At 68.2% G+C, this 25,951-nt stretch carries 24 protein-coding genes and 1 tRNA gene; 9 read left to right on the top strand and 16 right to left on the bottom strand.

What is annotated here, in order from left to right:
• Positions 1-54 precede the first annotated feature (54 nt).
• Together J7495_RS10865 and J7495_RS10860 are read right to left on the bottom strand one after the other, a co-directional pair.
• Positions 55-1,953, bottom strand: a complete 1,899-nt coding sequence (locus J7495_RS10865) for an ABC transporter ATP-binding protein (RefSeq protein ID WP_294056514.1) — start codon at positions 1,951-1,953, stop codon at positions 55-57.
• Positions 1,901-2,908, bottom strand: a complete 1,008-nt coding sequence (locus J7495_RS10860; RefSeq protein WP_294056513.1) for a glycosyltransferase family 2 protein — start codon at positions 2,906-2,908, stop codon at positions 1,901-1,903. The genes J7495_RS10865 and J7495_RS10860 overlap by 53 nt, the downstream gene beginning before the upstream one ends.
• A gap of 277 nt (positions 2,909-3,185) precedes the next feature.
• Between J7495_RS10860 and J7495_RS10855 the strand changes: the two genes are divergently transcribed.
• A complete protein-coding gene (locus tag J7495_RS10855) occupies positions 3,186-3,947 on the top strand; it encodes a sulfotransferase family 2 domain-containing protein (RefSeq protein ID WP_294056512.1) in 762 nt (253 codons plus the stop codon).
• Between the two features lie 16 nt (positions 3,948-3,963).
• Here the strand turns inward: J7495_RS10855 and J7495_RS10850 are convergent, their stop codons facing one another.
• The 4 genes from J7495_RS10850 to J7495_RS10835 all read right to left on the bottom strand — a co-directional run bounded on the left by J7495_RS10850 (position 3,964) and on the right by J7495_RS10835 (position 7,847).
• Positions 3,964-4,749 carry a putative nucleotide-diphospho-sugar transferase gene (locus J7495_RS10850; RefSeq protein ID WP_294056511.1) on the bottom strand — a complete coding sequence of 262 codons (786 nt, stop codon included), beginning with the start codon at positions 4,747-4,749 and terminating at the stop codon, positions 3,964-3,966.
• Positions 4,750-4,857: 108 nt separating this feature from the next.
• Complete coding sequence (locus tag J7495_RS10845; RefSeq protein ID WP_294056510.1) at positions 4,858-5,607, bottom strand: hypothetical protein; 750 nt, start codon at positions 5,605-5,607, stop codon at positions 4,858-4,860.
• Positions 5,608-5,847: 240 nt separating this feature from the next.
• Positions 5,848-7,185, bottom strand: a complete 1,338-nt coding sequence (locus J7495_RS10840) for a HAMP domain-containing sensor histidine kinase (protein ID WP_294056509.1) — start codon at positions 7,183-7,185, stop codon at positions 5,848-5,850.
• On the bottom strand, positions 7,182-7,847 hold the full coding sequence (locus J7495_RS10835; protein ID WP_294056508.1) for a response regulator transcription factor: 666 nt from the start codon (positions 7,845-7,847) through the stop codon (positions 7,182-7,184). Before J7495_RS10835 ends, J7495_RS10840 begins: the two co-directional genes overlap by 4 nt.
• A gap of 107 nt (positions 7,848-7,954) precedes the next feature.
• On the opposite strand from J7495_RS10835, the gene J7495_RS10830 reads away from it, so the two are divergent.
• Positions 7,955-8,545, top strand: coding sequence for a hypothetical protein (locus tag J7495_RS10830; RefSeq protein WP_294056507.1), 591 nt, complete (start codon positions 7,955-7,957; stop codon positions 8,543-8,545).
• 66 nt (positions 8,546-8,611) lie between these two features.
• Here J7495_RS10830 and J7495_RS10825 read toward each other — a convergent pair whose 3' ends face one another.
• Positions 8,612-11,701: a TonB-dependent receptor gene (locus tag J7495_RS10825; protein ID WP_294056506.1), complete on the bottom strand. Its 3,090-nt coding sequence runs from the start codon at positions 11,699-11,701 to the stop codon at positions 8,612-8,614.
• A gap of 232 nt (positions 11,702-11,933) precedes the next feature.
• Here J7495_RS10825 and J7495_RS10820 point away from each other — a divergent pair, with 232 nt between their 5' ends.
• Complete coding sequence (locus J7495_RS10820) at positions 11,934-12,683, top strand: glucose 1-dehydrogenase (protein ID WP_294056505.1); 750 nt, start codon at positions 11,934-11,936, stop codon at positions 12,681-12,683.
• A 13-nt stretch (positions 12,684-12,696) separates the two neighbouring features.
• On the opposite strand, the gene J7495_RS10815 is transcribed toward J7495_RS10820, so the two are convergent.
• The 3 genes from J7495_RS10815 to J7495_RS10805 all read right to left on the bottom strand — a co-directional run bounded on the left by J7495_RS10815 (position 12,697) and on the right by J7495_RS10805 (position 15,068).
• Entirely contained in the window at positions 12,697-13,101 is a 405-nt protein-coding gene (locus tag J7495_RS10815; protein ID WP_294056504.1) for a DUF6130 family protein, read from the bottom strand.
• A 59-nt stretch (positions 13,102-13,160) separates the two neighbouring features.
• Entirely contained in the window at positions 13,161-14,093 is a 933-nt protein-coding gene (locus tag J7495_RS10810) for an MBL fold metallo-hydrolase (protein WP_294056503.1), read from the bottom strand.
• Between the two features lie 153 nt (positions 14,094-14,246).
• Positions 14,247-15,068: an alpha/beta hydrolase gene (locus tag J7495_RS10805; RefSeq protein ID WP_294056502.1), complete on the bottom strand. Its 822-nt coding sequence runs from the start codon at positions 15,066-15,068 to the stop codon at positions 14,247-14,249.
• A 385-nt stretch (positions 15,069-15,453) separates the two neighbouring features.
• Between J7495_RS10805 and J7495_RS10800 the strand changes: the two genes are divergently transcribed.
• Positions 15,454-16,242 carry an alpha/beta hydrolase gene (locus tag J7495_RS10800; protein ID WP_294056501.1) on the top strand — a complete coding sequence of 263 codons (789 nt, stop codon included), beginning with the start codon at positions 15,454-15,456 and terminating at the stop codon, positions 16,240-16,242.
• A gap of 36 nt (positions 16,243-16,278) precedes the next feature.
• On the opposite strand, the gene J7495_RS10795 is transcribed toward J7495_RS10800, so the two are convergent.
• Positions 16,279-16,827: a winged helix-turn-helix domain-containing protein gene (locus J7495_RS10795; protein ID WP_294056500.1), complete on the bottom strand. Its 549-nt coding sequence runs from the start codon at positions 16,825-16,827 to the stop codon at positions 16,279-16,281.
• Between the two features lie 220 nt (positions 16,828-17,047).
• On the opposite strand from J7495_RS10795, the gene J7495_RS10790 reads away from it, so the two are divergent.
• The 4 genes from J7495_RS10790 to rlmJ all read left to right on the top strand — a co-directional run bounded on the left by J7495_RS10790 (position 17,048) and on the right by rlmJ (position 20,496).
• Positions 17,048-17,608: an RNA polymerase sigma factor gene (locus tag J7495_RS10790; protein WP_294056499.1), complete on the top strand. Its 561-nt coding sequence runs from the start codon at positions 17,048-17,050 to the stop codon at positions 17,606-17,608.
• Positions 17,609-18,649 (top strand): FecR domain-containing protein, encoded by a 1,041-nt coding sequence (locus tag J7495_RS10785; protein ID WP_294056498.1) that lies wholly within the window; start codon positions 17,609-17,611, stop codon positions 18,647-18,649.
• Positions 18,650-18,873: 224 nt separating this feature from the next.
• A complete protein-coding gene (locus tag J7495_RS10780) occupies positions 18,874-19,452 on the top strand; it encodes a pseudouridine synthase (protein ID WP_294056497.1) in 579 nt (192 codons plus the stop codon).
• Between the two features lie 213 nt (positions 19,453-19,665).
• Positions 19,666-20,496, top strand: coding sequence for a 23S rRNA (adenine(2030)-N(6))-methyltransferase RlmJ (gene rlmJ / locus J7495_RS10775; protein ID WP_294056496.1), 831 nt, complete (start codon positions 19,666-19,668; stop codon positions 20,494-20,496).
• 177 nt (positions 20,497-20,673) lie between these two features.
• Here rlmJ and J7495_RS10770 read toward each other — a convergent pair.
• The 5 genes from J7495_RS10770 to infA all read right to left on the bottom strand — a co-directional run bounded on the left by J7495_RS10770 (position 20,674) and on the right by infA (position 22,690).
• Positions 20,674-20,749, bottom strand: a tRNA-Phe gene (locus J7495_RS10770).
• A 31-nt stretch (positions 20,750-20,780) separates the two neighbouring features.
• Positions 20,781-20,963, bottom strand: coding sequence for a DNA gyrase inhibitor YacG (gene yacG / locus J7495_RS10765; protein WP_294056495.1), 183 nt, complete (start codon positions 20,961-20,963; stop codon positions 20,781-20,783).
• Complete coding sequence (locus tag J7495_RS10760) at positions 20,960-21,898, bottom strand: ribonuclease (protein ID WP_294056494.1); 939 nt, start codon at positions 21,896-21,898, stop codon at positions 20,960-20,962. The genes yacG and J7495_RS10760 overlap by 4 nt, the downstream gene beginning before the upstream one ends.
• Positions 21,891-22,460, bottom strand: a complete 570-nt coding sequence (locus J7495_RS10755) for a nucleoside triphosphate pyrophosphatase (RefSeq protein ID WP_294056546.1) — start codon at positions 22,458-22,460, stop codon at positions 21,891-21,893. The genes J7495_RS10760 and J7495_RS10755 overlap by 8 nt, the downstream gene beginning before the upstream one ends.
• 11 nt (positions 22,461-22,471) lie before the next feature.
• Positions 22,472-22,690 carry a translation initiation factor IF-1 gene (infA, locus tag J7495_RS10750; RefSeq protein ID WP_003049127.1) on the bottom strand — a complete coding sequence of 73 codons (219 nt, stop codon included), beginning with the start codon at positions 22,688-22,690 and terminating at the stop codon, positions 22,472-22,474.
• A gap of 156 nt (positions 22,691-22,846) precedes the next feature.
• Here infA and J7495_RS10745 point away from each other — a divergent pair, with 156 nt between their 5' ends.
• A complete protein-coding gene (locus tag J7495_RS10745; RefSeq protein WP_294056493.1) occupies positions 22,847-25,795 on the top strand; it encodes a VIT domain-containing protein in 2,949 nt (982 codons plus the stop codon).
• The last annotated feature ends 156 nt before the right edge of the window (positions 25,796-25,951 follow it).

Below are 25,951 nucleotides of genomic sequence, written 5' to 3'. Positions count from 1 at the left end.
GCCGGAACGCGTCACCGGGATTGCCGATCCGCCGGGGCGGAAGCAGCATCGCCTTCACAAAGCGCCCGAGCGTAAAGCGCCTGCCTCCACTTCGCTGACGATGCCGTTTTCCAGGGTCAGAACGCGATCGCAGATCCGCAAGGTGCGATGGCGATGGGTGGTGAGGATCAGCGTGGTCTCGCCCTTCAGTTCGACGAGGGTCTTTCCGATCATCGCCTCCGAATGCCGATCGAGTGCGCTCGACGGCTCGTCCAGAACCAGCAGCTTGGGCCGATCGAGCAGCGCGCGGGCGATCGCGAGACGCTGGCGTTGTCCGCCGGACAATTCCTGCGCACCGGGCCCGACCAGCGTCCGATACCCATCCGGCAGCGACAGGATCTCGTCGTGGAGGTGCGCGGCGCGAGCGGCGGCCTCGACGTCGAGATCGCTGCGGTCATCCCGGTAAAAGCGGATATTGTCCGCGATGCTGGCTGCGATCAGCTTGCAGTCCTGCGGAACATAGGCGGCCGTTCTCGCCCAGGCGTCGGCGGGGATGTCGGTCACGGCGACGCCGTTGCTGGTGATCGAACCCGAACTTGGCGGTTGCAGGCCAAGCAACAACGCACACAATGTGCTCTTGCCGCCGCCCGAGGACCCGACGACGGCGATCGCCTCACCCGGCGCGACATCGAGCGAGAAGGTGCGCAGCACGGCCTGGTCGGGCCGGTAGGCGAAGGAAACGTCGCGCAGCCGCAGCCCGTCAAAGACATGCACCTGATCGCCGAGCCGCGAGTGGCGATTCGCTTCCATGGCAGCGATTTCGGCCTCGATCTTCTCGATATACGGCGAAATGGTGCCGCCCTGCTGCAAGCTCGCCAGCATCTGGCGGCCATAGATGAGGACGCGAAGCAGCAGGAGCGCCACCGCGGCGATTCCGGGATGCTGTCCCGGAACGATGGTGATTACCGACGCGATTACGGCGAGGATCATTCCGAGCGCGCCGAACTGGAAGACGGTCGGCAGCAGCGAATCATAGAATATGATCTGACGGAGCGAGTCTGCCGCACCGCGCACGCGGTGATTGAGTTGATGCGAGACGGTCCGCCCGACGTCGAAGGTCTCGATCTCGTCGGCGATCCGGGAGACCTGCGCCGTCAGCGTCGAGAGGCCGCGGTTGATCGCCGTCCGTTCGATCGAATGCTGGCGAACGCGCTTGGCGACCGTCGCGTAAAACATGACGCTGGCGAGAATCATCAGGAGCTCGACGCTACCCACCTTGGGATTCACGCACAGCGGAACGATCACCAGGACGGAAAGCGTGACGCCGGAGACGCAAAATGTCGTGAAAGACAGAACCGTGTTCGACAGATACTGGCAATATTCGCCGATCAGCCGCTGGAGATTGCCTTCGTCGAGCGTTCGGCGATAGGCGGAGGTCGAATTGAGGAAGGCGACGAGGAGCCGTTCTCGCGCTCTCGCGACCGCCCGGGCACCGATCGACGCGTGGAGCCGCGCCAGCGGCACCGCGATGATCATCACGGCGAACACCAATATCCCCGACACCCCGATCAGCGACATGATCGTCGCGTCCCGGGGGATCCAGTTGAGCCAGGCCAGGTGTGGCGGTGGCGTCAAACTCGACAACGCGATGCCGATCAGCGCCAGCAGGGGCAGCAACACCGTCTGGCAGGCGCCCGAGATCGACGCGAGAATGACCGCGAACAGGAGCAATTTGCGGTCAGGGCCGATCGCGCCGAGGCTCGCGCGTACGAATGCCGCAGGATGCTGCAGGCCCGCGACAGCCGGGATTCGCCGCAAGGCAAGGTGATCGCTCACTGATTTCATGACTTTACGGGAACGATACAGCAGTTCGGTTTCCAGCGACACCCGCAATATCGGAAAGCCGCACTGGCTCGCCCCGTTAGTTGTCCGGCAACGGGGTGTCGAGAAAGCCGGGTCCCAGATCTCGGCCACGGCCCTCGTTCCAGGCGAACAAATGGTCGCTCGGAATGCGCGGTGCCGCGATCCGGTCGCCCGCCATCGCCCAGAAATGGCTGCACCGACGGGCGAAAGCGGGGCTGACCGAGCCGAGCGCCAGCAGAAGCAGCGCCTTCATGGCGGCGCCGAACGGCTTGAGCCGCATTCGGGCGATCGCGCGGAGCATCACGCCGGGAAAGGTCCCGCGATAGATGCTGAGAAGCGCGATCGTGTGATAGATTTCCGGGTCGATCTCGCGCTTCCGATCGGACGGGCGGCCGCCGCCGTACCAACGCTGCATCCTGGTCTCGATGCTGATCATGTCTTCCTTCGAACGCGCGCTCTGCCCGACCATGCGGATTTCGATCAGCGGTTGCGGCACCATCAGCAGCGTGCCCCGGCTGCTCAATCGCCGCAGCAAGTCCGTGTCTTCGACCAGATCGGTGTTGTCGAGATAGCCACCCGCGTCTTCCATCGTCTGCCGGCGGTACATCAGCGACGGGTGAACCGGCGACGGACGTCCGCCAAGAAGTTGCGCGCGGCTGCTTGCGCGCAACAGGCCGCCGGATTCATCGATGAAGATATAAAGCGAACCGATGACCGCGGCGTCGGGGACGTGGAGCATCGCGCGCAACTGAAGCTCCAGCCGATCGGGCCGGGCGACGTCATCGGCGTCCATCCGGGCGACGAGGGGCGTGGTCGCCGCCATGGCGGCCGCCTTCGAACTGCCTGCCGGCCCCAATCGCGCATTGCCGCGCAGCACGCGAATTCGAGCGTCGTTGTCCGCGTAGCGCAACGCGGTTTCGTAGGAGCCGTCGGTCGAGCAGTCATCGTAGATGATGAATTCGAACGCGCCGTAGGTCTGGTTGAGGATGCTCTCGATCGCGATCGGCAGGAACGGGCCGGCATTGAACACCGGCATGACCACACTCAGAGTCTGTTCGCGGCTCACCGTGGAATGCCCGTCAATTGCCGGAAACGGCGGTTTGCGCCGCCAGCGTCGGCAGATCGCGTTCGATCGGTGAGCGCTCGACCGTGTGCACGCGGAGGCTGCAGGCCCGCGACCGCCCATGGGGTCGCAGCGGGAGAGGAACGCGCAAGGAGTTCATGGCTGGGCCGGGGCGCTATAGCAATTCCATTCCCGGCGACACCCGCAATATGAACGTTCGCGCATTCCCCTGCCGGGCGCAGGGGTGGCGCGGGCAATGCGGACTGCATAGGCTGGCTGGATGGTCACGACGTATCAGCGCTTGCGCTTCAACCTCCATCGCGCCGAGCAGCGGGTGCGCCGCATCGTTCGCTCAGGGGTGGGAGTCGGGCGTCCTGCGCTGGACGGCGACTATTCGCTGCGCCCCTTCCGCGAGACACGATCGATCTTCGTTCATATTCCGAAGACCGGCGGGGTTTCGATCAGCCGGGCGCTCTATGGCGGTTTGGGCGGAGGGCATACCAGGATAACGGAATATGAGCTGCGCTACTCGGCGGCCGACTTCGCCGATTTCTTCAAGTTCACCGTCGTGCGCAATCCGTGGAGCCGGCTGTTTTCGGCGTTCCATTTCCTCAAGGCGGGCGGGTTCGATGCGCGCGACCGGGAAGCGGCGAAGCTTCTTGCGTCGTTCGACACCTTCGAGGCGTTCGTTCTCGATGGCGTTGGCGATCCGCGGGTCATGCGGCTCAACCATTTCGTTCCGCAGCTGGAATTCATCACCGGGTCCGACGGAACCATCCCGCTCGATTTCGTCGGATTCTTCGAGACTCTCGACCGCGATTTCGACCATGTCCGGGTCCGGCTCAATCGCGCCGACCGCCTGCTCCACCACAATCGGACGCCGGGGGAAAATGGCGACTATCGTCTCGGCTATACGCCGGACATGATCGCCAGGGTCGCTTCGGCCTATCGCGAGGACATTGCCGTGCTGGGCTATGAATTCGACAACGGCTCGCTGCCCGAGCAGATCCGGTCCCGCGACGCGGGTCTTGCGGGCATCTGAAAAAGGGCAGCAACGCTCAGCTGGCCTCGCGGCGGCGGGGCCAGAACTTGCGCAGTCCGGTCAGCCGATGCCGTACGACGAAGCGGATGATCCGCCATTTCAGCCCCTGGCCGAACGGAAGAAAGGCGGGCGGATGGAAGATGCGCTGGCCGGTATCGCGGTTGGCCTTGCGCTCCGCGGCCGGCATGTCAGGGAAACGCGAATGGAGGATGCGCACCGGCTCGGCGAGGTAGATCGGAAAGACGAGGCGCGCATTCCATTCGGGCGGCATGACGTAGATCGACAGGTCGCTTTGCCATAGCGCCTTGCGCAGCGACGGCTGGTCCTGACGCGAAAGCGGCCTGAGCTCATCGTACAAACGACGCCACTCGGACAGCGCCGCGCGTACCGCGGGCGTGTTGCGCACGAAGATCACGCCGCCGTTCAATTCGGTGAACGCGGCCGGGATATCGGGCATCTCTCCCGGCACGCAGGTCCGGATCGGCGCGTGGGCCGCCGCGACATCGAACCGGTCGAGCAGCGCGAAGGCCGGCGCCAGATCGTCGCAGATCCGCGTGTCCACATCGAGATAGAGCAGCTGGTCTTCCACCAGGCCGTCGAGGAACAGCGCCTTGACGATCGGGCCGGCAGGCGCGTCCTCGACGATCTCGACGCGCTCGAATGCGGAGGTGTCCAGACCTTCCAGGAGCTTCCGCTCGGCGACTTTGAGATAGATCGGAATATCCGGCATGTGCGCGCGTACCGAGCGCGCGGAGTCCAAGGCTTCACGCGCATAGTCCGCGGCACCCCATACGACGTACACGACAGCCCGGGACGGCATGGTCTTGGCCCTTCGACGAAGCAGGTTCAGCGGGCGGCGATGGCACGGCGAGACTGCCGCGCCAAGTGCGGATCACCTTTGGAATTCCGATCAGCCAGGCGCAAGCATGGGGTGGCCGAAAGCCTCGAACTCCTCTGCGAAAGCGCGATTGATGTACTCGATCTGGTCGCGCCGCAGGACGGCCATGGGGTCGAGCGCTTCGGACCCGATTCCCTCGCGCGTATGCGGCAGCGAAACCTCGGGCAGGCCGCGCGCGCGGAGGAACTCGGCCAGGTCGTGCCGCAGATGCTCGAACCGGAGCGCCGTCCCGCGGATCGATCCGTCCGGATGGCGGTATTTGCCGATGTTGTTGGCGAAGAGGATGCTGCCGTCGGCGATCCGGGTATCGACTGCCTCCGCCAGGCCCTCCGAGGTGCGGGGAAGCGCCGTCCCGATACGATAGTCCTTGGAGCCTCGCTCCCAATTCGCCTGGGACAGCACCTTCGAATAGGGAGAGCGCGTGACGTACAGCACCTCATAGCCGCCGGCCTGCGGCTCGAGCTCGAGCACTTCGGACAGCGGCATATGCGGGTAGAAGCGCGATCGGGGCGGCCTCAGGCTGCCGTACCGCTCGATCGGCAGATCGCGGACCCGGCGGAGGTAGCGGCGTTCGATCCATCGGCTCCAGGAATAGTTGCGCGCTTCGCCGGCGGTCCCGAGCCGCAGGCGCTCGTCCGCGGGAAACATGGCGGTCACGATATCCAGCGGGCCGCACAGCTGCGAGAGCGCCACCTCCACGCTGGTGGAGGCGACCTTCACGCCCTTGATGAAGACGAGCCGGTGCCGGTGGGAGAGGATCATGCGCGGGTAACTCCGGTGACGCTGATCCGAACTTCCGAGCGCTCGCGCAAGAGCCGGCGCCGATCAAGTTGGTTGCTCAGGCCACGCTCCTTTTGGGCCTCGGGAGCTATCCGGCACATGAGCGCGCGAAATTCGGGGTCGAAGCGTCGCCGTTCCGGGTGATCCGGAACCCGGCCCGGGCAACCGGCGGGCGATTGGCGCGACGGGTCGATCGCTGCCAGCGCCCGGATGATCGAGCGGCTAGACGATGTTCAGGCGCGGCAGCGTCACGGACGCTGCGAGCCCTCCGCCGGGCGCGTCTTCGAGCACGAGCGCACCGCCGTGCAGGTTCGCGAGCTCGCGCGCGATCGCAAGGCCAAAGCCATGGCCGTCGCTGCGCTCATCCAGCCGCACCCCGGCCTCGGTGGCCCGCGCGCGATCCGCAGCGGCGATGCCCGGGCCGTCGTCCGTCACCGTGATGCGCACCGTCCTGCCCTCCGAGGCCGCGCGAACGGTGGTTCGGGAGCGCGCATGGCGCATCGCATTGTCGAGAAGATTGCCGAGCATCTCGTCGAAATCCGCAGGGTCGATCGCGACCGCAAGATCAGGCGCGATGTCCGCGTCGATCCCGATCCCGCGACCGGCATGGATGCGGGCGATGACCTGCACCAACGGCTCGAGCGCGGCATCCAGCCGAGTGGTCGCGCGCGTCGATATCGCGGCGAGGCGCGCACGCGCCAGATGGTGGCGGATCGTCGCGTCGATCCGGTCGACCAGCTTTTCGCGTGGATCGCCGCGCAATTCCAGCGCCAGCGTGGCGACCGGCGTCTTCAGCGCATGCGCCAGGTTTGCGGCCGAGCTTCGCGCAGCAGCAAGCGCGGCGTCGTTGTCGCGGACCAGCGCGTTCAGTTCCTCGGCGAGCGGACGCAATTCCGCGGGTTGCCCGGCATCGACGCCGTGTGCTCGCCCGGCGCGGATCGCCTCGACCGCGTCGCGCAGCCGCCGCACCGGACGCAAGCCCAGCCGGATCTGGATCAGCGCCGCGGCGCCGAGCAGGAGGCCAAGCGCGGCCAGCGTCACCAGGAGCGGGACCAGCGTGTCGCGTACCGGCCGTTCGATCACGTCGCTCGGGGCGGCGGCGGTGAGCAGGACGGGACCGGCGCCAGTCCGGACGCGGAGCTGACGCGCGTGCATCCGCTCGCCCGTACGATCGTGCCCGTCGATCGGCCGCACGCGATCCGGTCCGGCGTCCGGCCTCGGGCCCGGCCCGTGGTCGGGGCGGGCCGGCTCGGGGCCTGCGGCCGGCATGTCGTCCGACCCGAACCTCTCCGTCGGCGTCTGGATCCGCCACCGCCAGCCCGGCCCCGCCTCCAGCGCCGCCTGCAGCCTGGCCAGCCTCGGACGATCGATCGTCCCGTCATCGCCGACCGTGCTCGCGACCAGCGCCAGCTCGGCATCGAGGCGCCGGTCGATGCCCTGGGTGACCAGCCGCGCGAGCACGCCCGCGATCAACAGGCCCGCCAATGCCAGCGCGACCAGGGTGCAAACCCCGGCAAGCACCAGCATCCGAGCCTGGATGGAACTCGGGAGCAATTTCATGACGGCCCGTCGCCCAGCATATAGCCGCGGCCGCGCACCGTCTGGATGAGCCGTGCGCCGATCTTCTTGCGAAGGCGCCCGACGATCACCTCCAGGCTGTTGGAATCCGTATCGGTGTCGCCTTCATAGACGCGCTCGAGCAGGTCGAGGCGCTCGATGACGATCCCCTTCGCCAGCATCAGCGCCGAAAGCACCCGCCATTCCAGCGCCGTCAGCCGCAGCGGGAGGCCGTCGAGCTCGAACTGCCCGGTCTGCGTCTCGAACGCCAGCGGACCGCATTCGATGCGCGTCGCGGCATGGCCCGCGGAACGGCGGACCAGCGCGCGAAGGCGCATCGTCAGCTCCTCGATCCGGAACGGCTTGGTCAGGAAATCGTCTGCGCCTGCCTTGAAGCCGGCGACCTTGTCGGACCATGCGTCGCGCGCCGTCAGGACGAGCACTGGCAGCACCCGCCCCGCCGCGCGCCATTCGCGCAGCACCGTTACGCCATCCTTTCCGGGCAGGCCGAGGTCGAGCACCGCCGCGTCATAATGCTCGGTGTCGCCCAGATGCCCGGCGTCGACTCCGTCCGCGATCAGGTCGACCGCGCAATGCTCGTGCCGCAGCGCTCGCGCGATCGCGGGCCCCAGATCGGGATCGTCTTCCACGAGCAGGATGCGCATGCGGCTGGCTACCCCTCGCCCCTAAACCGAACCTGAACGCTGGGGTTCAGCGGGGGGCCGGCCATGCCTGGGTAGAAGCTTCTCCATCGACAGAGAAGGAGAAGACGATGACGGACGTAAAGGACAAGTCGCCGGGGCTCTCGCGCCGCGCCGGGCTTGGCTTGGGCGCGGCGGCGCTGCTGGTCCTGGGCGCCGCCGGTGGCGCGGGCGCTGTCTCGATGACCCGGCCCACGGCGGAAATGGCGCCGACCGCGAACACCGCGATCGCCAAACTCTCGGCCGGCAGCGGCATCGTGACGGTGCGGGGCCGAGTCGTCGAAGTCTATGGCGATCGCTTCGTCATCCAGGACGCGACCGGGCGGACCATGGTGGATTCCGGCCCCGGGGCCGACGCCAGGCCGGGTGTGGGCCAGGATCTCACCGTGCAGGGGCGCTTCGAGAATGGCCAGCTCCACGCGTCCTATCTGGTCGGATCGGACGGGCGAGTGAGCGCGGTCGGCCCGGCGGGCGGACCGCTGCATGGACCGAGCGGTCCGCAACGGCCGCATCCCGACGCCCCGCTGCCGCCGCCGCCCGGCGGACCGGACCGTGACGGCGCCCGGCATCCGCGGCCCGACTGCGGCGGGCCCGACCCGCTCGGAGAGCAAAATGCAACGCCTCCGGCCAGCGCCCCGTCCTCGAATGCGTCCGCCGGATAGGATGTACGCCCGGGGCGCGCGGCGCTGCGCCCCGGGGAGCAGTGGAAGTGACGATGCGGAAACCGCCTAGAAGCCAGCCACGGCCGCCAATTCAAACCGCCGGCCGCGCGGGTCGCCATAGGTGCTGTATCCCTGAGCATCGGGGTTTGCGACGATCGGCGGCTGGTGATCGAAGAGGTTCAGGATCCCGAAGCTGACCTCGATGGAGCGCACAGGTCCTGCCCCGCGCCCGACGACGAAGCGGCGGCTCGCGCTGAAATCCAGATAGGTCTGGGCCGGAATGGCCGACGCCCCCTGGTACGCGACCACCTGCGGATTGCGGGCAGTGGCGTTGAAGGTCGAATTCGCGACCCGGTATGAACCGAAATATTGCCCGAACAGACCCAGGGAGAAGGGGCCGTTCGCCCATCCCAAACCCGCGCTGCCCCGCCAGGCGAGGGGACCGTCCGCGAAGTCCACGAGGTTGACGAGCGGGAGATCCGCGGCCTTGCGCCGCCTCAGCCCGGGCTCCCAGGTGACCTTGGTTCCAACGCTGAACGTGCCGATGTCGGTCGAAAGCTGCCAGTCGACTTGCAGGTCGAGCGCGTCCACCATGGTCCGCCCGCCGTTGAGCGCGCGCGTATCGATGCCGATGATCCTGCCGGCCGCGAAGCCCGCCGCCCTGTCGCTCGCCGTCAATGGCGCGCGCTGGATGCGGCCGGGGTAGAGCGCTTCGTGGGCGACGAAATAGCCAGGGTTGCTGGAATAGACCGTGCTGATCTCGCCATGCTTGTCGATGTGGGTCGCGTCGAGCGAGACACGCGGCGCGCGGCGGGCATCGGGATTGAGAACGATGCCAACGGACAGGCTGCGGGCGCGCTCCGACCGCAACGCCGGCGATCCGCCGGCCAGATAGGTGAAATCACCCTCGGTGCCGATCAATCGGCCGCTGCGCTTGGGATCGCCGATCCCGAACGCGTCATATCCGCCGATCGTGTTGCTCGAGAAGCCGACCTGGTCGACGGACGGCGGCAACCGGCCGGTCGCGATGCTCGCGCGCAGCATCATCCACGGCCGGGGCCGGAAGCGCAGACCCGCGGTGTAGACGGCAGCGTTCCGGCGCAGCGCCGTTGTCCCGTCGTCCGCCTGGGAAGCCCCGTTCAAATTGGCCGGGACGACCGTCTTCTGCGCATCGAATCGGACCGCCAGTTGAAACTCGAGTCCGCGCAGGAAAGCGAGCCTGGCGTCCGAAGGGAGCAGCGGTGCGCGCAACTCGGCATATCCCGATCGGGTCGATTGCCCGAACCCTGCGGCAGGCGCGGTCGCGAACATCAATCCGGGCGAGGAGACGCGGGTCGGCGCGCTTGGGACGTCTTCGCGTCGCAGGCTTCCGAGCAGCGTCACCGTCAAAGGGCCGCCGGGTAGCCGGGCCACGGGGCCGGCAAGGCGCAGTGCGGCTTCCGAAGCGCGGTTGACGCGGTGAAGCGAAATGGTCGTGCTCACCAGAGAGGACGGGAGCGCCGTGAGGAAGCCGGCCGGGTCTCCCAACGGGTCGAGCGCGGGGAGGCCGCCGGACCCCGGTTGGCCGGAACCAAGCGCCGCGGAGAAATCGGAACTCGGGCGGACCAGGTTCGCGCGCATATCATAGGAGGCGACCGCCCAGCTGTAATCGAGGCTGGCGCGCCACTTGTGCGATACGTCGACCAACACGCCGCCCGTCGCCCGCAGCGTCGAAATCACGGTCCTGTTCCGTTCGGTCGCGCCCGGCAGCGGATAGCTCAGGATGATGGGCTGGCCGAACGGATTGCCGGGGGCGTCGGCGTCGATCGGCGTGGCCAACTGGACCAGCCTGGCCACGCTCCGGCCCTCGTTCCGCATGTACAGCAGGTCGGCGAACGCCTCGAACGACGTGCCGAACCGGTGGCGGACATTCAGGATCCCGGAGTAGATGGTCGGCCGCGCGAGAAGGTCGGCCCTGGCGCCGCTCGTATCGTCGGGAAGCGTGGTGACGATCTTGCCGGCATTGGCGATCAGCGCGGGGGCGCCGCCACCGCTCAGCGGCAGCGACGTGACGGTCGACCCCAGAGAGGCGCCGCCGAGGCTTGGATCGAGGACGAGATTGCCGCTCGCGCTGAAGACATTGATCCCGTTCCCCACCGGATATCTCGCGAGATAGGCGCTGGGGGAATTGGACAGCGCGCGCGCCCGCGCGTCTTGCAGAAAGACGCGGTCGCCGGCGAGCAGCGCGTCGCCCAGCGAATAGCCGGCGAAGACCATGGCATCGGTCCTGCCGTCGCCGGAGGTGAAGCCGATCCGCCCCTCGAGCCGCAGGCGACCGGCATCGCCTCGTCCGGTGATGCCCGAGGCGAGTTTCAGCTCCGCCCCATGATAGTCCCGGCGAAGCACGATGTTGACGACGCCGCCCGTGGCGCCCGGGCCATAGATTCCGCCTGCGGTGGAGGGCAGCGTTTCGATACGCTCGATCGCACCGAGCGGGATGCCGTTGACGTCGGGCTGCTGGAAGCTCGTCGACAGGGTCGGGAGGCCCGGAAGCCGGCGGCCATCGACCAGGATCAAGGTTTGTGCCGAGCCGAGCCCGCGAAGACTGATCTCGGACTGGTTGGATCCGCTTCGCCCGATCGGATCCTGGCTGGCGGACGCGATCTGCGCGTTCTGGGTCTCGCGCGATCGAAGCAAGCCATCGACGTCGTCGCGATGGGCATCGGAAATCTCGCGCCGGGCGAGGACGCGATAGGGCTGGATATCGTTCTGGGTGCGCCGGATATCGGCGTTCTGCGTCCTGCGCCCGACCACGAGGATCTCGGCCACCGCTCCTGGGTCGTCGGGCTCGTCCGTCGGAACCGCATAGAGGACGATCACGCCGTCCGACGTGCGCCGGAAACCGAGCCCACTGCCCCAGAGCATGCGTCGCAGCGCCTCGTCGATCGAGAACCGGCCGCGTACGGCGACCGACATGCGGCCGCGAGTGAGGTTTTGATCGACCAGCAGGTCGACGCGAAATCGGCGGGCCAGCGCCGCAAGCGCGCTGGACAGCGAGGTGCTCGGAAGATCGAGCGCCACGGATTGCCGGGGCGGCGACCGAGCCGACGCGAAGGTCGCGCTCAGCCCGCAGCCGGCAAACAACGCCAGGACCAAGGCGATGCGTCGTGCCCCCATAGGCTCCATTATGGAGTTTTTCGGAAGCCGATTACACCGTTTCTATCGGCCGGATTTCCGTTGCTTGCCTATTGTCGGCCCCTGTCGCCGACACGACTCGAAGCGCTCGCTTGCACCGTGCCCCGGGCCGCCTCCTCTCGAAATCTCGCGCTTCCACACCGCAACTGGTTCGATCCCGGATCAAGGCCGACGCACATCGTCGGAGCGTTCTCCACCGGAAAGGATCTTCGTCATGGGACGATTGGAAGGAAAGGTCGCCGTCATCACCGGCGCGAACAGCGGTATCGGACTCGCGAGCGCACGGCGCTTCGCCAGCGAGGGGGCTCGCGTCTTCATGACCGGGCGCCGCCAGGCCGAGCTCGACGCGGCGGTGGCCAGCGTCGGCAAGCGCGCGACGGGCGTCCGCGGCGACGTCTCGAACCTCACCGATCTGCGCAGGCTGTTCACGCTGATCGGCGAGCAGGCAGGCACGATCGACATCCTCTTCGCGAACGCCGGCGGCGGCGCGTTCGTGCCGCTCGGCCAGATCACCGAGGACCATTATGCGCGCACCTTCGACACCAATGTGAAGGGCACGCTGTTCACCGTCCAGGAGGCGCTGCCGCTGATACGCGACGGCGGCTCGATCATCCTGACCGGCTCGACCGCCGCGCTCAAGGGCACGCCGGCGTTCAGCGTCTACAGCGCGAGCAAGGCGGCGATCCGCAACTTCGCGCGGACCTGGATCCTCGAGCTCGCGCCGCGCGGCATTCGCGTCAACGTCCTCGCCCCCGGGCCTACGGCGACGCCGGGCTGGCACGGCCTCGCGACCTCCGAGGAGGAGAACCGCCGGATGCAGGCGCTGACCCGCGCCGCGGTGCCGCTCGGGCGGCTGGGTGATCCCGCCGAAATCGCGGGCGCCGCGCTGTTCCTGGCGTCGGACGACAGCAGCTTCGTCAACGGCAGCGAGCTGTTCGCCGACGGCGGCGTCGCCCAGATCTGATCGCCGGCGCCTTTCAATGCGCCGGCGGCCTCGGCGGCACCACGAAGGAAATCACCGCCCGGTCGAACGGCTTGTGGTTGGCGTCGACCAGCTCGATCAGCAGCGTGTGCGGCCCGGCCGGCAGATATTGGAGGATGATCGGCTCGCCGCTGGCGTCGACCCAGTGCCAGGGCGCGTCGTCGAGCGTGACATGGACATGGCCGATGCGCGGAGTCACGTCGAGCGCATTGGGTCCGTACACGGGCACGATCCGCAGATTCTCCGCGCGGTACTGGATGACCACCAGCCCGCGCGCGAGCGCTTCGGGCCGCGGCGGATCGGCGAAGAGCCGTGGCGCAGGCTGCTGCCCGGCCAGCGGAAGGACCGCAGCCGGTCCGAGGACCTCCTCGGCGGTCTGGGCGAGGGCCGGTGTGGACATGGCGAACAGGGCTCCTGCGAGCGGGACGAGGACGGTTCTCATGAAAATTCTCCCGGACCTCAGACGCCGCGATAGACCAGCGCGGTGAACAGCGAGCCGTCGATGATCGAGCGGCCCCAGACGGCGTCGAAGTCCGCGGTCGGCCTGGCGGCCTCGACCTCGTCGATCGTCATCCCCTTGCTCTTCAGCGCGGCGATGCGATCGCGGATCGCCACCAGCATGTCGCGGAACGCGATCTGAGACGCCCGGTCACCGACGGGACCGTGGCCGGGCACGATGATCGTCTTGTCCGTCGACATGGCGATATTGGCATTGGCAGCGGCGATCGCGCCGTCGATGCTCCCACCGGTCGCATAGTCGATGAACGGATATTGTCCGTTCCAGAAGGTGTCGCCGACCGAGAGAACGTCCGCGCCCTCGAAATAGACCGAGAGGTCGCCGTCGGTATGGCCCGACTGATAATGGCGGATCAGGATCGTCTCGCCGCCGACATGCAATGTCGTGTCGCCCGAGATCACCAGGTCCGGCAGCTCGGCCGGCAGCTTGGGCGTGAAGGTGTGCTTCCATTCGACCACGCGGAGGGCCTGGGTCAGCCGCTGATAGGCCCTGGCATCGGCGATGACGCTGGCGCCCGCCGCGCGGACCCAGCCATTGCCGTCGGCATGGTCCCAGTGCCAGTGCGTGTCGACGGCCATCCTGATGCGTCCGGGCCCGAGCGAGGCCAGCGCCTTCAGGATCTTCCCGCGCGACACCGCGATCCCGGTGTCGACCAGGAAGATTCCATCGGGGCTCGCAAAGGCGGTGATGTTGCCGCCCGACCCATCGAGCATGGCGATGTTGCCGCGCAGCCGGGTGACGGTGATCGGGCTGGCCGCCGCGGCGGCGTTGATCGTCGCGAAGGGCGTGTCGGGCGCGGCCTGCGCGAGGGCCGGCGGTCCGGCGAACAGGGTCGTGGCCAGCGCCAGCGAGCGGAAGGCGGACGGGATGGTCATGGCGATACCTTGGTTGCGGAGCGCGGCTGCTCCGCCTCCGTGGGGCTGTGAAACAAGGGGCGGCGGCCGGAGTTTGGGGGGGCGGACTCCGGCCGCCGGCCTGACGAGGCGGGCGCCTGCAACTGGGAGAGGGCGAGGCGTTGCAGAGCCGCGTCAGGCCTTGAGGAAGTCGAGCAGGTCGGCGTTGAACCGGTCGCGGTGCGTCGCGGGCAAGCCGTGGGGCGCCCCGTCATAGGTCTTGAGGACGGCGCCCTTGATGAGCTTGGCCGAGAGCGGCGCCGAGTCCGGATAGGGCACGATCTGGTCGTCGCTGCCGTGGATGAGCAGCGTCGGCACGTCGAAGCGCTTCAGATCCTCGGTGAAAACGGTCTCCGAGAACTGCTTGATGCAGTCGTACGACGCCTTGATCCCGCACATCATGCAATGGAGCCAGAAGGCGTCGCGCACGCCTTGCGAGACGGTCGAGCCCGGACGGTTCGCGCCGTAGAAGGGGATGCTCAGGTCGCGGTAGAATTGCGATCGGTCGCTCGCCACGCCCTGGCGGAGCGCGTCGAACGCTTCGATCGGCAGCCCGCCGGGATTGGCGGCCGTCTTGAGCATCGTCGGCGGCACCGCGGAGACCAGCACCGCCTTCTTCACGCGCGCCGTGCCGTGCCGGCCGATATAGCGCGCGACTTCGCCGCCGCCGGTCGAATGGCCGACGTGCGTCACGTCGTGCAGGTCGAGCGTGCGGACCAGCGCGGCCAGGTCGTCGGCATAGGTGTCCATGTCGTTGCCGTTCCAGGTCTGGCTCGATCGGCCATGGCCGCGGCGGTCATGGGCGATCACCCGGAAGCCGCGCGAGGCGAGGAAGAGAAGCTGGTCCTCCCAGGTATCGGCGTTGAGCGGCCAGCCGTGCGAGAAGGCCACGACAGGCCCTTCGCCCCAATCCTTGTAGAAAATCTCGGCGCCGTCGCTTGTCTTGATCGTGCTCATGAAGGGATCCTTCGCAGGAGATGGAGAAGGGAGGCCGGGTCCGCCGGCGAGGGCGGCTCCGGCGAGATTCAGCGCGGAGACGGCCGCTAGACCGCTCGCTCCGACCAGCACCCGGCGGCGCGATGTCGCGAGATGACATGATGCATTTCCGGACATTCCGGCCTCCTTGCTGGCTTGGCTGCGCTCGTGGCAGCGTCGCTTCGCCGCCGCGTGGGCCGGTCTATGCCGGGCGCCGATCCGCTTGGAGCGAGTTGCCGTGAGGGGTGGTGAGAAGGCGAGTGGCCGATGGCCACGCCTGCCAATTACTCCTCACATCTCACGCGACAGCTGCGATCGGGCGAGCGCATCGACGGCGCGAAGTCCCCCAAACGGAAGGAATCGCCCGATGCGCAAACCCATCGTCACCGTAGCGGCGGCCGCACTGGCCCTCGCCGGTCCGGCAGCCGCCCAGACCGATGCCCCCGAGGCCGCCAAGCCCACGATCGTCCTCGTGCATGGCGCCTTCGCCGAATCCTCGAGCTGGAACGGCGTGATCGGGATGCTGCGCGCGGACGGCTATCCGGTGATCGCCGCAGCGGTGCCGCTGCGCACGCTCAAGGGCGACGCCGCCTATGTCGCCAGCCTGGTTGCGAGCCTGCCCGGGCCGGTCGTGCTGGTCGGCCATTCCTATGGCGGCGAAGTGATCTCGGTCGCCGCGGCCAAGCGCCCCAACGTCAGGGCGCTGGTCTTCGTCGCGGGCGTTGCCCCGGACGTAGGCGAGAGCGCCGCGAGCCTCGGCGCCCAGTTCCCGACCGGCACGCTCGGCGCCGCGCTCGCGCCGCCTGTTCCGCTCCAGGGCGGCGGCGCCGACCTCTACATCCTGCAGGCGCGCTACTGGAAGCAGTTCGCCGCCGACGTGCCGGAGGTCGAGGCGATCCGGATGGCCGCGACGCAGCGGCCGGTCTCCGACACCGCGCTGGGCGAGCCGGCGGAGGTGCAATCCTGGCACACGCTGCCCTCCTGGTTCGTCTGGGGCGAGCTCGACCGCAACATCCCGGCCAAGCTGCATGCGTTCATGGCGAAACGTGCCCATGCGCGCGAGGCGATCGAAGTCCCGGGCGCATCGCATGTCGTGATGATCTCGCATCCCGACATCGTCGCAAGGATGATCGAGCGCGCCGCGAGCGGGGATTGAGAAGGTCGGGCCGGCTCCCGCAGCGGAGCCGGCCGGCTAGCGGCGGTGCGCGGCGAGGGCGCCCAGAAAGGCGTCGAGCGAACCATAGCTGGAAACCAGCATCGCCGCGGTCCGCAGGAATCCTTCGAGAAGTTCGTCCTGGGGACCATCGTCGAAGGTGCCGTGCGGATCCACGGGCTCGCACTCCCTATGATCGGCGGCGAGCAGATAGCCGCGGCCGGCGATCGATTTGATCAAATGCCCGTCGCGGCCCAGCGCCCGGCGCAGGCACCCGACCTGGAAGCGGAGATTGCTCTCTTCGACGAAGGTCGCCGGCCAGACGTGCCGGGTGATCTCCTGCTTGGTCACGACCTGCCCGCGCGAACGCAGGAGGATGACGAGCAGATCGAAGGCCCGCCCGCCGATACAGACCGGCTCCCCGTCGCGCAGCAGCAGCCTTGCGCCCGGGTAGACGGTGAAGCGACCGAATCGGACCGCGCGCGCCTCGGTGACGGATTCCCTGTCGGCGAGGCGGAGCTGCAGCAGGGTATCGGATGCAGGGTTCGGCAGATCGACGCCGAAATTCTGTTCCTGCTTTTCGAGCATGACAGACGTCCTTTCCGCAAACCGGTGACTGAACCGGCCCCTCGACAATCAAGACGCAGCCTTTGGGCAAAGCCTCACCAGCGAAACAGGCAGCGGGCAAGGCCTCGATTCGAAAGGAAACTTCGCGTGTGGATCGGCTCGATCGCTGCGTCTTGCCCGGTAGGGACATGGTCGAGGACGGTGCAATCCGCGAATGGCGCAAGAGGCAGGGCGACCCTTTGTGCTCGACGGGATGGGGGCGATCCGGCATCGTGCCGCCATGCGAGGGCCCGGGGATGGTGGCGATAGCGCATTGCTGCAACAGGCGGCGCAGTTCCGGCCCGCATTGCTTCACTATTTCCGGCGCAAGACCTCGAACGCCAACGAAATCGAGGATCTGGTCCAGGAGGTCTTCCTGCGCCTCGCCGTCCGTCAGAGCGAGGAGGGCGTCGCCAATCTCGGCGGCTATCTTTTCCAGACCGCCGCGAGCGTGGCCATGGACCGGCATCGCCGCCAGACCGTCCGGCACGCCGAGGATCATGTCCCGTTCGACAATGAGGCGCACGCCGATGTCGATTTCGATGCTGCCCATATCCTCGAGAAGCGACAAAGCCTGCATGTCGCGCTGGCCGCCCTCCAGGCGCTGCCCGAGCGGACACGCTCGATCTTCGCGATGCGGCGCCTCGAGGGCCAGGCCTATCGCGAGATCGCCGCGGCGTTCGGCATTTCGGTGAGCGCGGTCGAAAAGCATATGTTGCGCGCCACCGAGCGGCTCCTTGCGGCGATGCGGGAGGCCGAATAGATGCTCCGCTCCGTCCTGACGCTGGAGCAAGTGCTGGCGATGTCGCCGGACGATGCCGCTGCGCTGTGGCTCGTCCGCCAGGACGCCGTCGACGATCCCGACGACGAGCGGGTCTTCCTGCAATGGCTCGACGCGGATCCCGCGCACGGATTGGCCTGGGCGCGCGCCTGCGCCACTTGGGTGGATCTGGCCGGCGCCGACGAAGCCGATATCGAGGCGCTGAAGCAGGCGGACGACCCATTGCGCTGGGGCTGGCCGCAGTGGCGGGTCGCCGCGGCCGCCTCGATTGCGTTCGTTGTGATTGCCGGCGTGATGCTGTTGGCGAGCGGCCTCGGCTCGCAGTTCGGGCTCGGCGGCGCGCCGACCCGCATCGCCGCGAACCCGCCGGGCACGAGGACGATCCTCTCGACGCAGAGCGAGCAGCGGACGGTCAAGCTCGCCGACGGAAGCACGGTCACGCTCGACGCCGACACGGCCCTGGCCCTTGATTACGACCAGGCGCATCGCCGCATCGAGCTTCTGCGCGGCCAGGCCTTCTTCCGCGTCGCGCACGACCCGGGCCGACCGTTCGTCGTCGAGAACGCGAAGCGCAGCGTGACCGCGCTCGGCACGCAGTTCGAGGTGCGGGTGCGAGGTTCTGCGCTTCGCGTGATCCTGGTCGAGGGGCGCGTGCGGGTCGCCACCGGGACCGGTGGAGCGGATGCTATCGTCGAACTGGGCGCGGGCCAGCGGCTCGATGCGGGGCCGGCGGGCGTCACCGTGACGCGCGCCGACCGAGTGGGTGCGGAAGATTGGCAGCAGGGCATGGTCAGCTTCCACGACACGCCGCTCGGCGACGCGGCGGCGGAGCTCAATCGGCATTCGCACGGCAAGCCGCTGCTGGTCCGTGACCCCGAGGTCGCGGGAATCCGCGTGAGCGGGGCATTCCATGTCGACGACGCCAGACGCTTCGCGCGAACGATCGCCGAGATCTACCCCGTACGTATCGTCGAGACGGCAACTGCGTTGGAGATCGTCTCGAAAGCACGCGGGCGGCGCTGACCTCGAAGGTGCGCATCTTGCGGAACCCGAAACCCGGCCTCGGCAACCGACGGAGCAGCTTTTACCGAACCAGCCTGATGGCGCGTGGGCCGAGAGCTGAACGGCCCTAGCTGAGAAAACCGGAAAGCCGACCGACACCTCTCGGGTGAGTCCAGCGGGCGCAGCCAATCCGGCGGCGGCATGGGCCTGAAGACATAGCCGCAACCGAACGATATGAACCCGGGATGGCCCGGCTGCTACTGTTCAACAAACCCTTTGGGGTCTTGTCGCAATTCACCGACCGCGGATCGCCAACACTTCGGTCGACATTGTCGGATTTCATTACGGTGAAGGGCGTCTATCCCGCCGGGAGGCTCGATCGGGACAGCGAGGGCCTCCTGCTGTTATGCGATGATGGGCGGCTGCAGGCGCGAATTTCGGATCCACGCTTCAAGTTGCCCAAGACCTACCTTGTGCAGGTCGAAGGCGATCCGCAGGAGCTGGAACTTGAGCGCTTGCGACAGGGCGTCCGGCTCAAGGATGGCATGACCCTGCCTGCCGATGTTGCTCGCATCGACGAGCCGGACCTGTGGCCGCGCGATCCGCCGATACGCCAGCGCAAGGCCATCCTCGACAGCTGGCTTAAAATCGCCATCCGCGAAGGGCGCAACCGGCAAGTGCGCCGAATGACGGCGGCGGTCGGGTTGCCCACCCTAAGGCTGGTGCGCTGGTCAATCGGCGACTGGTCTGTCGCCGGGATCGCGCCGGGCCAGTTCGAGGCGTTCTCAGTGGGCGAGATTACCAGTGGCACGTATGGCGGATGAAGGTGAACCGGTTGGCGGGATTGCGGATCAAAGCCGTACCTGCCGTCAGTTGCCGCCGACCGCTAAAGTGGATTTGGGGCTTCGCACAGAGGGGCTTTGAAGCTTTCCGCCTGGCGCATACGAGCTTTCGGATTGGTTGCTTCAATCGTCTCGCGCTCGGCTTCCTCGCCTGGCGGCTCGTACAAAGGCCAATCGGCAGGGTTTTGGATTCCAATGAATTATCGCCATTCCTTCCATGCCGGCAACAGCGCCGATGTCGTGAAGCATAGCCTCCTGATCGCCCTCGTCCGGGCCTTGCAGCTCAAACAGGGCGCGCTGACCCTGATCGACACCCATTCCGGTTGCGGGCTCTACGACCTTGACGGCGATCGGGCCCAACGCACCGGCGAGGCCAAGGAGGGTGTGCTGCGGGCCTTTGCCGACCCGAACCCGTTGCTGAACGACTACCGCGCCGCTGTCCAGGCGGTGAATATCGGGACCGAGCCGCACCTCTACCCCGGCTCACCGCGCATTCTGGCGCAGCTTCTGCGCCCGCAGGACTTCCTGATCCTCAATGAAAAACATCCCGAGGACGCCAGCGCCCTGCGCGGCGCGATGCGCGGCACACCCGCTGCCGTGCATGAGCGCGACGCCTACGAGCTTTGGCTGGCGATGCTCCCCACCCGCACCGGGCGCGGCGTGGTGGTGGTCGATCCGCCGTACGAGCAGACAGACGAACGCGCCCGTATCACAGCCAGCCTCGCGGCCGCTTACCGCAAATGGGCGCATGGCGTGACGGTGATCTGGTATCCGCTGAAAGACCGCACCACGCATTGGCGGTGGAAAGAGCAGTTACGCAAGCTCGGTATCCCCAAATTCATGGATGTGGAGCATTGGCTGTATGATGGCGTTCAGTCCGGTATCTACAACGGCGCGGGTCTTTTCATCGTCAACCCGCCCTACGCCTTCACGCAGGCGCTGCCGCCTCTGTTGGAAGCCCTTCGCGCCGCGCTGGCGCCGGAGGGGCATAAGGGTGAGATCACAGCTGACTGGTTGAAGGATTAAAATAGACCCACATCGCCGCCTTGCCCCAAAGAGGAATTGCCGACTGTAGATTTCCGGCAAAGCACCTCGCGAGTTTCGCTCGATGCCCTTTCATGCCAGTCGTAAGTCACGCAGAAGGCGCGACAAAGCGCGCTCACTCCCGGCTATCCTGGTGCGTCTCTGTATCTACCGGAAAAGTGGTGCCCGGGGACGGAGTCGAACCGCCGACACTGCGATTTTCAGTCGCATGCTCTACCAACTGAGCTACCCGGGCATGGCCCCGGAGGCCCCGGGGAGCGCGCCTCTTAGTCGCGCGAATCGGCGCTGTCCAGCCTGCTTTGCGCTTCCGGGTCCACCGGTTCGCCAGGGATGCGATAGCCTTCGCCCAGCCATTGCAGCAGGTCGCGATCCTTGCAGCCGCGGCTGCAGAAGGGGGCGTGGGCCGCGCTGCTCGGCTTGGCGCAGAGCGGGCAGGTGTTGCGGTTCATGCGTCTCTCTCGTCGGGCTCGATCCGAATTGCCGCGCCCATCCGGCGTGTCAGTTCCTCGCGCCATCCGGGATGGGCGGCCATCCGACGGTGAATGGCCGCCGGCACGATATGGGGTGCCGTCCACGGCGGGGGAAGGCGCTCGATCCGGCGAAGCTCGGCACGCGCTGCGGCGCCCGGCGGGTCGGCGCGCAGCAGCTCGGGGAGCGAGGGCCTGAGGCGCGGCCGGATGATCTGGAGGAAGCCGAAGCCGTTGACCGCGGTCCGCTCGAAGGGCTTGGGCAGCGCCGCGTCGAGCGCTTCGGCGACGGCGCCCCGCGCCGCCTTGTCGGGGAGGGTCGGGAAGTCGATCCCGATCGATCCGGCGACATCGTGGCGGATGATCGCCCGGGCGACCGCGGGCGCGGCGGCGAGCGCGAGCGCTTGCGCGTCGAGGCTGCCATCGACGTCGAACAAGGTCATCGCCGGCGTCACCGCCATGCGCAGCGCGCCGCCGGGGAAGGCGATCTCGCCGGTCAGCGCTTCCTCGAGCACTTCGGACCAGCCGGCGTGCTCCAGCGCATCCGGCTCATAGGCGCGCAACTGGCGGACGGGGAGCCCGCTCGCGCGGATGCGTTCGAGCAGGTCGGGGCCGGGGGCAGGGGGCTCGTCGGTCGCGACGGCCTTGGCGAGCTTGGCGCGGCCGGGCTCGGGGATCGCCTCGCGGGTGATCCGCACCGTGATCGGTCGGCCTTCGCTCAGCCCCCTGGGCGCTGCATCGAGCAGCGCCTCGCCGCCGCCGTCCAGTTCGACCCGCCGCTCAGGCCGCAGCCGGCCCGCGATCACGCTCCCCGCGCGCAGCCCCGGCAGCTCGATCCGCGCCTCGAGGATTCGGCCATGCTCGACCAGCGCGGCGCGCGCCTCGCCGATCCCGGCCTCGTAGAGCCACTCAGCCAAGCCGATAGCCCGCCGATTCGAGCAGCGCGCGCGTCTCGAACACCGGCAGGCCGACCACGCCCGAATGGCTGCCCGAGAGCGCGCGCACGAACGCCTCGGCGCGGCCCTGGATCGCATAGCCGCCCGCCTTGCCCATGCCCTCGCCGCTGGCGACGTACCAGTCGATCTCCTGCTCGGTCAGCCGCTTGAAGGTGACGATCGTGTCCGAGAGCCGCGTGCGCGGCTTGCCGTCGAGCCCGACCAGGCAGATCGCCGAGAGGCAATGGTGGCGCCGGCCCGAGAGCAGGCCGAGCATCCGGCGCAGGTCGGCCTCGTCCTCGGGCTTGGCGAGGATGCGGCGGCCGACCGCGATGGTGGTGTCGCCAGCGAGGACGATCTCGTCGGCTTCGCGCGCCACCGCCTGCGCCTTGGCGATGGCGACGCGCAGCACATAGGCGCGCGGCAGCTCGCCGGGGAGGACATCCTCGTCGACATCGGGCGCGGCGATGCGATCGGGCACGGCCCCGATCCGCGCGAGCAGCTCGCGGCGGCGCGGCGAGGTCGAGGCGAGGACGAGCCGCAGGGCCCGTTCCGTCACTTGAAGCGGTAGGTGATGCGGCCCTTGGTCAGGTCGTAGGGCGTGAGCTCGACGAGCACTTCGTCGCCGACGAGCACGCGGATGCGGTTCTTGCGCATCTTGCCGGCGGTGTGGCCGAGAATCTCATGGTCGTTCTCGAGCCGGACGCGGAACATCGCGTTGGGGAGAAGCTCCACAACCTGTCCGCGCATTTCAAGCAGTTCTTCTTTGGCCAAATGAACCTCAATCGGTGGGCTGGCGGTGGCGCGAGGCTTTAGCTCGGCGCGCGCCAAAAGGGAAGGCGCGACGAAGTCGGCCGCCAAGTGCCTGTTGTGATTGTCATATGATGGGCATAGCCTCCGTCGGCAAGGGGTGTCCGAGGGGAGGATCACATGAAGGCATGCTGGCTTCTGGCTACCGCCGCGCTTGCGCTCGCGCCGGCTGCCGCCTTCGCCCAGGGCGGCGCCAATCCCGGCCTCACCGCGCAGGTGGGCGGCGTCGACGACGAGCAGCATGCGGCCGAGCTCAAGCTCCGCCGGCTCGACGTCGCGGTGGCGGTGCGCGGCGGCATCGCCGAGACGGTGGTGACGGCGAGCTTCCTCAACCCCGGCGAGGACCGGCTCCAGGGCGACTTCCGCCTGCGCCTGCCCGAAGGCGCAGTGGTGACGGGCTATGCGCTCGATATCGACGGGCGCTTGGTCGACGGCGTGCTCGTCGACCAGCCCAAGGCCAAGGCGGTCTATGAGGAGCGCGTCCGCCAGAAGGTCGATCCGGGCATGGCCGAAGTGACCGCGGGCGGCGAGTTCCGCACCAGGGTCTTCCCGATCCTGCCCGACAAGGGGCGGACGATCCGCATCCGCTTCGTCGCGCCGCTGCTCGCGCCTTCGGCCTCGGACGAGATCTACCGGCTGCCGCTCGATCTCGGCGCGCCGTCCGAAGGCTGGTCGATCACCGTGCGCGCGAGCGGCGACCTGCCCGAGCCGGCGCTCGCCTGGCCGGGTCGCGGCGTCGCGCCGATGGTGCGCGAAGGGCAGGACCTCGTCGCGCGCGGCGAGGGCAGGACGGCGCTTGTCGGCGCGCTCACCATCGCGCGCCAGCCCTTCGCGGCCCTGCTCAGCCGCAACGGCTATGGCGAGCGCTCGGTACAGCTGAGCGGCGACACCGGCCCCGCGGGCGCGCCGGCGCCGGTCGAGAGCGTGCGCATCTACTGGGACCGGTCGCGCGCGCGACGCGATGCGCGGCACGCGGCCGAGCTGGCGCTGCTCCGCCACACGCTGGCGGCGCTCGCGCCCAGAAGCATCGAAGTGGTGACCTTCAACAGCAATGGGGCGCAGCGCAGCCGCGTCGGCAGTGCCGACGTCGCGATCGCGCTGCTCGAGAAGGTCCAGTATCGCGGCGCGACCAGCTATGCGGCGCTGGGCGAGGATCGCGCGGCGGCGGACCGCTGCCTGCTCTTCTCCGGCGGACGGCCGCAACTCGACCGCGGCTTCACGTTGCGCGCGCGTTGCCGGCTCGACGCCGTGACGAGCGCGCCGGTCGCGGACCTCGCCTGGCTGCGCAACCTCGCCAAGCGCCACGGCGGCCGCGCCTTCGCGCTCGGCAGCGATGCTTCCGCGATCGAGAAGGCGCTGGCCGCGCGTGACAGCGGCGTCACCGGCGTGTTCGACGCGGCGGGCCAGGCGCTCCCCTATACTGCGCTCGAAGGCCGTTCGGGGCGCTGGATGGTTGTCGCGCGAGCACCGGCGAGCGGCGGCGTGACCGTGCATGTCGGCGGCCGCGACGTGACGCTGGCGGTGCCCGAGATCGCGGTGGCGTTCGACGGCGAAGGTGTGCTGCTCGCTTCGGATACGCTCACCGGCCTCGATCCGACGGTGCAGCGCGCCGATTATGTCGCGCTCAGCCGGCGCTACGGCGTCGCCAGCCCCGATCTGTCGTTCGTGGTGCTCGAGACGCCTTCGGACTACGCGCGCGCCGACGTCGATCCGCCCAAGGACTATCCCGAGGAGCAGCTCGCCGAATGGCGCGAGATGCGCAAGGGCGCGGACGACGAGAAGGCCGAGGCCAAGGCCGAGCGGCTGGGCGTGGTCGCGGAGCGCTGGGCGGAGCAGGTCAAATGGTGGGAGACGCGCTTCGACCCCGATGCGAGACCGAAGAAGCCCAAGGAAGCGCCTGCACCCTCGCCGCCGCCCCCGGCGACCGTCGTGCCGCCGCCCGCGCCCGAGCCCACCCCCATGCCGACAGCCGAACCCGCGCCCGATCAGGACGGGGGCGAGGCCGAAGTGGTGGTCACCGGCGTGCGCGCCGCGCCGCAGGTGAGCATGGTCGCGAACGCCGTGACGTCGATCGATGCGGAGGACGTCGGCAAGCTGCCGGACAGCGATCCGTCCGCCACCATCGAGCTCGAGGCCTGGCAACCGACGCGCGAGTATCTGAAGGCGTTCGACGCCGCCCCGGCCACCTTCGACAAGCGTTTCGTCGAAGTCGAGGAGAAGCAGGGCGCCGCGCCCGCCTTTTATTTCGACACCGCCGAATGGCTGCGGCGCCACGGCAAGCCCGAAGCGGCGCGCGAGATGCTGCTGAGCGCGCTCGACCTGCCGGTGGCGAACAGCGAGACGATCGCCATCGTCGCCGCGCGGCTCGAACGCTATGGCGACCTCGACCATGCGATCGAGCTGCGCGAGCGGCTCGCGGCGCTGGAGAGCGAGCGGCCCCAGCCAAGGCGGCTGCTCGCACTGGCACTCGCCCGGCGCGCGGCGCTGCGCCCCGCGACGGCGCGCGCGGACCTTGAACGCGCGGTCAAGCTGCTCACCGAAGTGATCATGACGCCCTGGGACGATGCCTGGGACGGCGTCGAGATGGTGTCGCTGATGGAAGTGAACACGCTGATTCCCAGGCTGATCGCGCTCGGCGGCAAGGCGGAGCTCGACCCGCGGCTGGTGCGCAAGCTCGACGTGGACCTGCGCGTCGTGGTCGACTGGGACACCGATGCGACCGACCTCGACCTGTGGGTCGACGAGCCCAACGGCGAGCGCGCGATCTATTCGAACCAGCGCACCGCGATCGGCGGCCACCTCTCCGACGACATGACCGACGGCTATGGCCCGGAGGAATATCTCCTCCGTCGCGCGCCCGACGGGACCTATGTCGTCCAGGCCGACGTCTATCGCCTCGACGCGATCAACCCCAACGGCCCCTCGGTGATCACTGCGCACCTCATCCGCGACTTCGGCCGCCCGACCGAGCGCGAGGAGAGCGTCGACATCGAGCTCACCGACGGCGACAAGGGCCGCGGCCAGGACGCGCGGCTGATCGGCCGGCTGGTGGTGGGGAAGAAGAAGTAGCCACCGGACCGGGCGCGATCCGATCCAGAATCGTCATCCCGGCGAAGCCGGGACCCAGGGTTGCAGAGGACATCGCTCGCGGCCCTGGGTCCCGGCTTTCGCCGGGATGACGGTTTATTCAAACCGGACCCCCTCAATAAGAGACCGCCGCCCTCC

This window comes from Sphingomonas sp. (assembly GCF_017745215.1).
Classification (GTDB): domain Bacteria; phylum Pseudomonadota; class Alphaproteobacteria; order Sphingomonadales; family Sphingomonadaceae; genus Sphingomonas.
The sequence above is the reverse complement of the archived record's forward strand: the minus strand, read 5'-3'. Positions and strand labels throughout refer to the sequence as shown.

Coding starts and splice junctions, on each gene's coding strand:
- J7495_RS10855 (WP_294056512.1), top strand. CDS start 3,186: ATGGTCACGACGTATCAGCGCTTGCGCTTCAACCTCCATCGCGCCGAG.
- J7495_RS10845 (WP_294056510.1), bottom strand. CDS start 5,607: ATGATCCTCTCCCACCGGCACCGGCTCGTCTTCATCAAGGGCGTGAAG.
- J7495_RS10840 (WP_294056509.1), bottom strand. CDS start 7,185: ATGAAATTGCTCCCGAGTTCCATCCAGGCTCGGATGCTGGTGCTTGCC.
- J7495_RS10835 (WP_294056508.1), bottom strand. CDS start 7,847: ATGCGCATCCTGCTCGTGGAAGACGATCCCGATCTGGGGCCCGCGATC.
- J7495_RS10830 (WP_294056507.1), top strand. CDS start 7,955: ATGACGGACGTAAAGGACAAGTCGCCGGGGCTCTCGCGCCGCGCCGGG.
- J7495_RS10825 (WP_294056506.1), bottom strand. CDS start 11,701: ATGGGGGCACGACGCATCGCCTTGGTCCTGGCGTTGTTTGCCGGCTGC.
- J7495_RS10820 (WP_294056505.1), top strand. CDS start 11,934: ATGGGACGATTGGAAGGAAAGGTCGCCGTCATCACCGGCGCGAACAGC.
- J7495_RS10815 (WP_294056504.1), bottom strand. CDS start 13,101: ATGTCCACACCGGCCCTCGCCCAGACCGCCGAGGAGGTCCTCGGACCG.
- J7495_RS10810 (WP_294056503.1), bottom strand. CDS start 14,093: ATGACCATCCCGTCCGCCTTCCGCTCGCTGGCGCTGGCCACGACCCTG.
- J7495_RS10805 (WP_294056502.1), bottom strand. CDS start 15,068: ATGAGCACGATCAAGACAAGCGACGGCGCCGAGATTTTCTACAAGGAT.
- J7495_RS10800 (WP_294056501.1), top strand. CDS start 15,454: ATGCGCAAACCCATCGTCACCGTAGCGGCGGCCGCACTGGCCCTCGCC.
- J7495_RS10795 (WP_294056500.1), bottom strand. CDS start 16,827: ATGCTCGAAAAGCAGGAACAGAATTTCGGCGTCGATCTGCCGAACCCT.
- J7495_RS10785 (WP_294056498.1), top strand. CDS start 17,609: ATGCTCCGCTCCGTCCTGACGCTGGAGCAAGTGCTGGCGATGTCGCCG.
- J7495_RS10780 (WP_294056497.1), top strand. CDS start 18,874: ATGGCCCGGCTGCTACTGTTCAACAAACCCTTTGGGGTCTTGTCGCAA.
- rlmJ (WP_294056496.1), top strand. CDS start 19,666: ATGAATTATCGCCATTCCTTCCATGCCGGCAACAGCGCCGATGTCGTG.
- yacG (WP_294056495.1), bottom strand. CDS start 20,963: ATGAACCGCAACACCTGCCCGCTCTGCGCCAAGCCGAGCAGCGCGGCC.
- J7495_RS10745 (WP_294056493.1), top strand. CDS start 22,847: ATGAAGGCATGCTGGCTTCTGGCTACCGCCGCGCTTGCGCTCGCGCCG.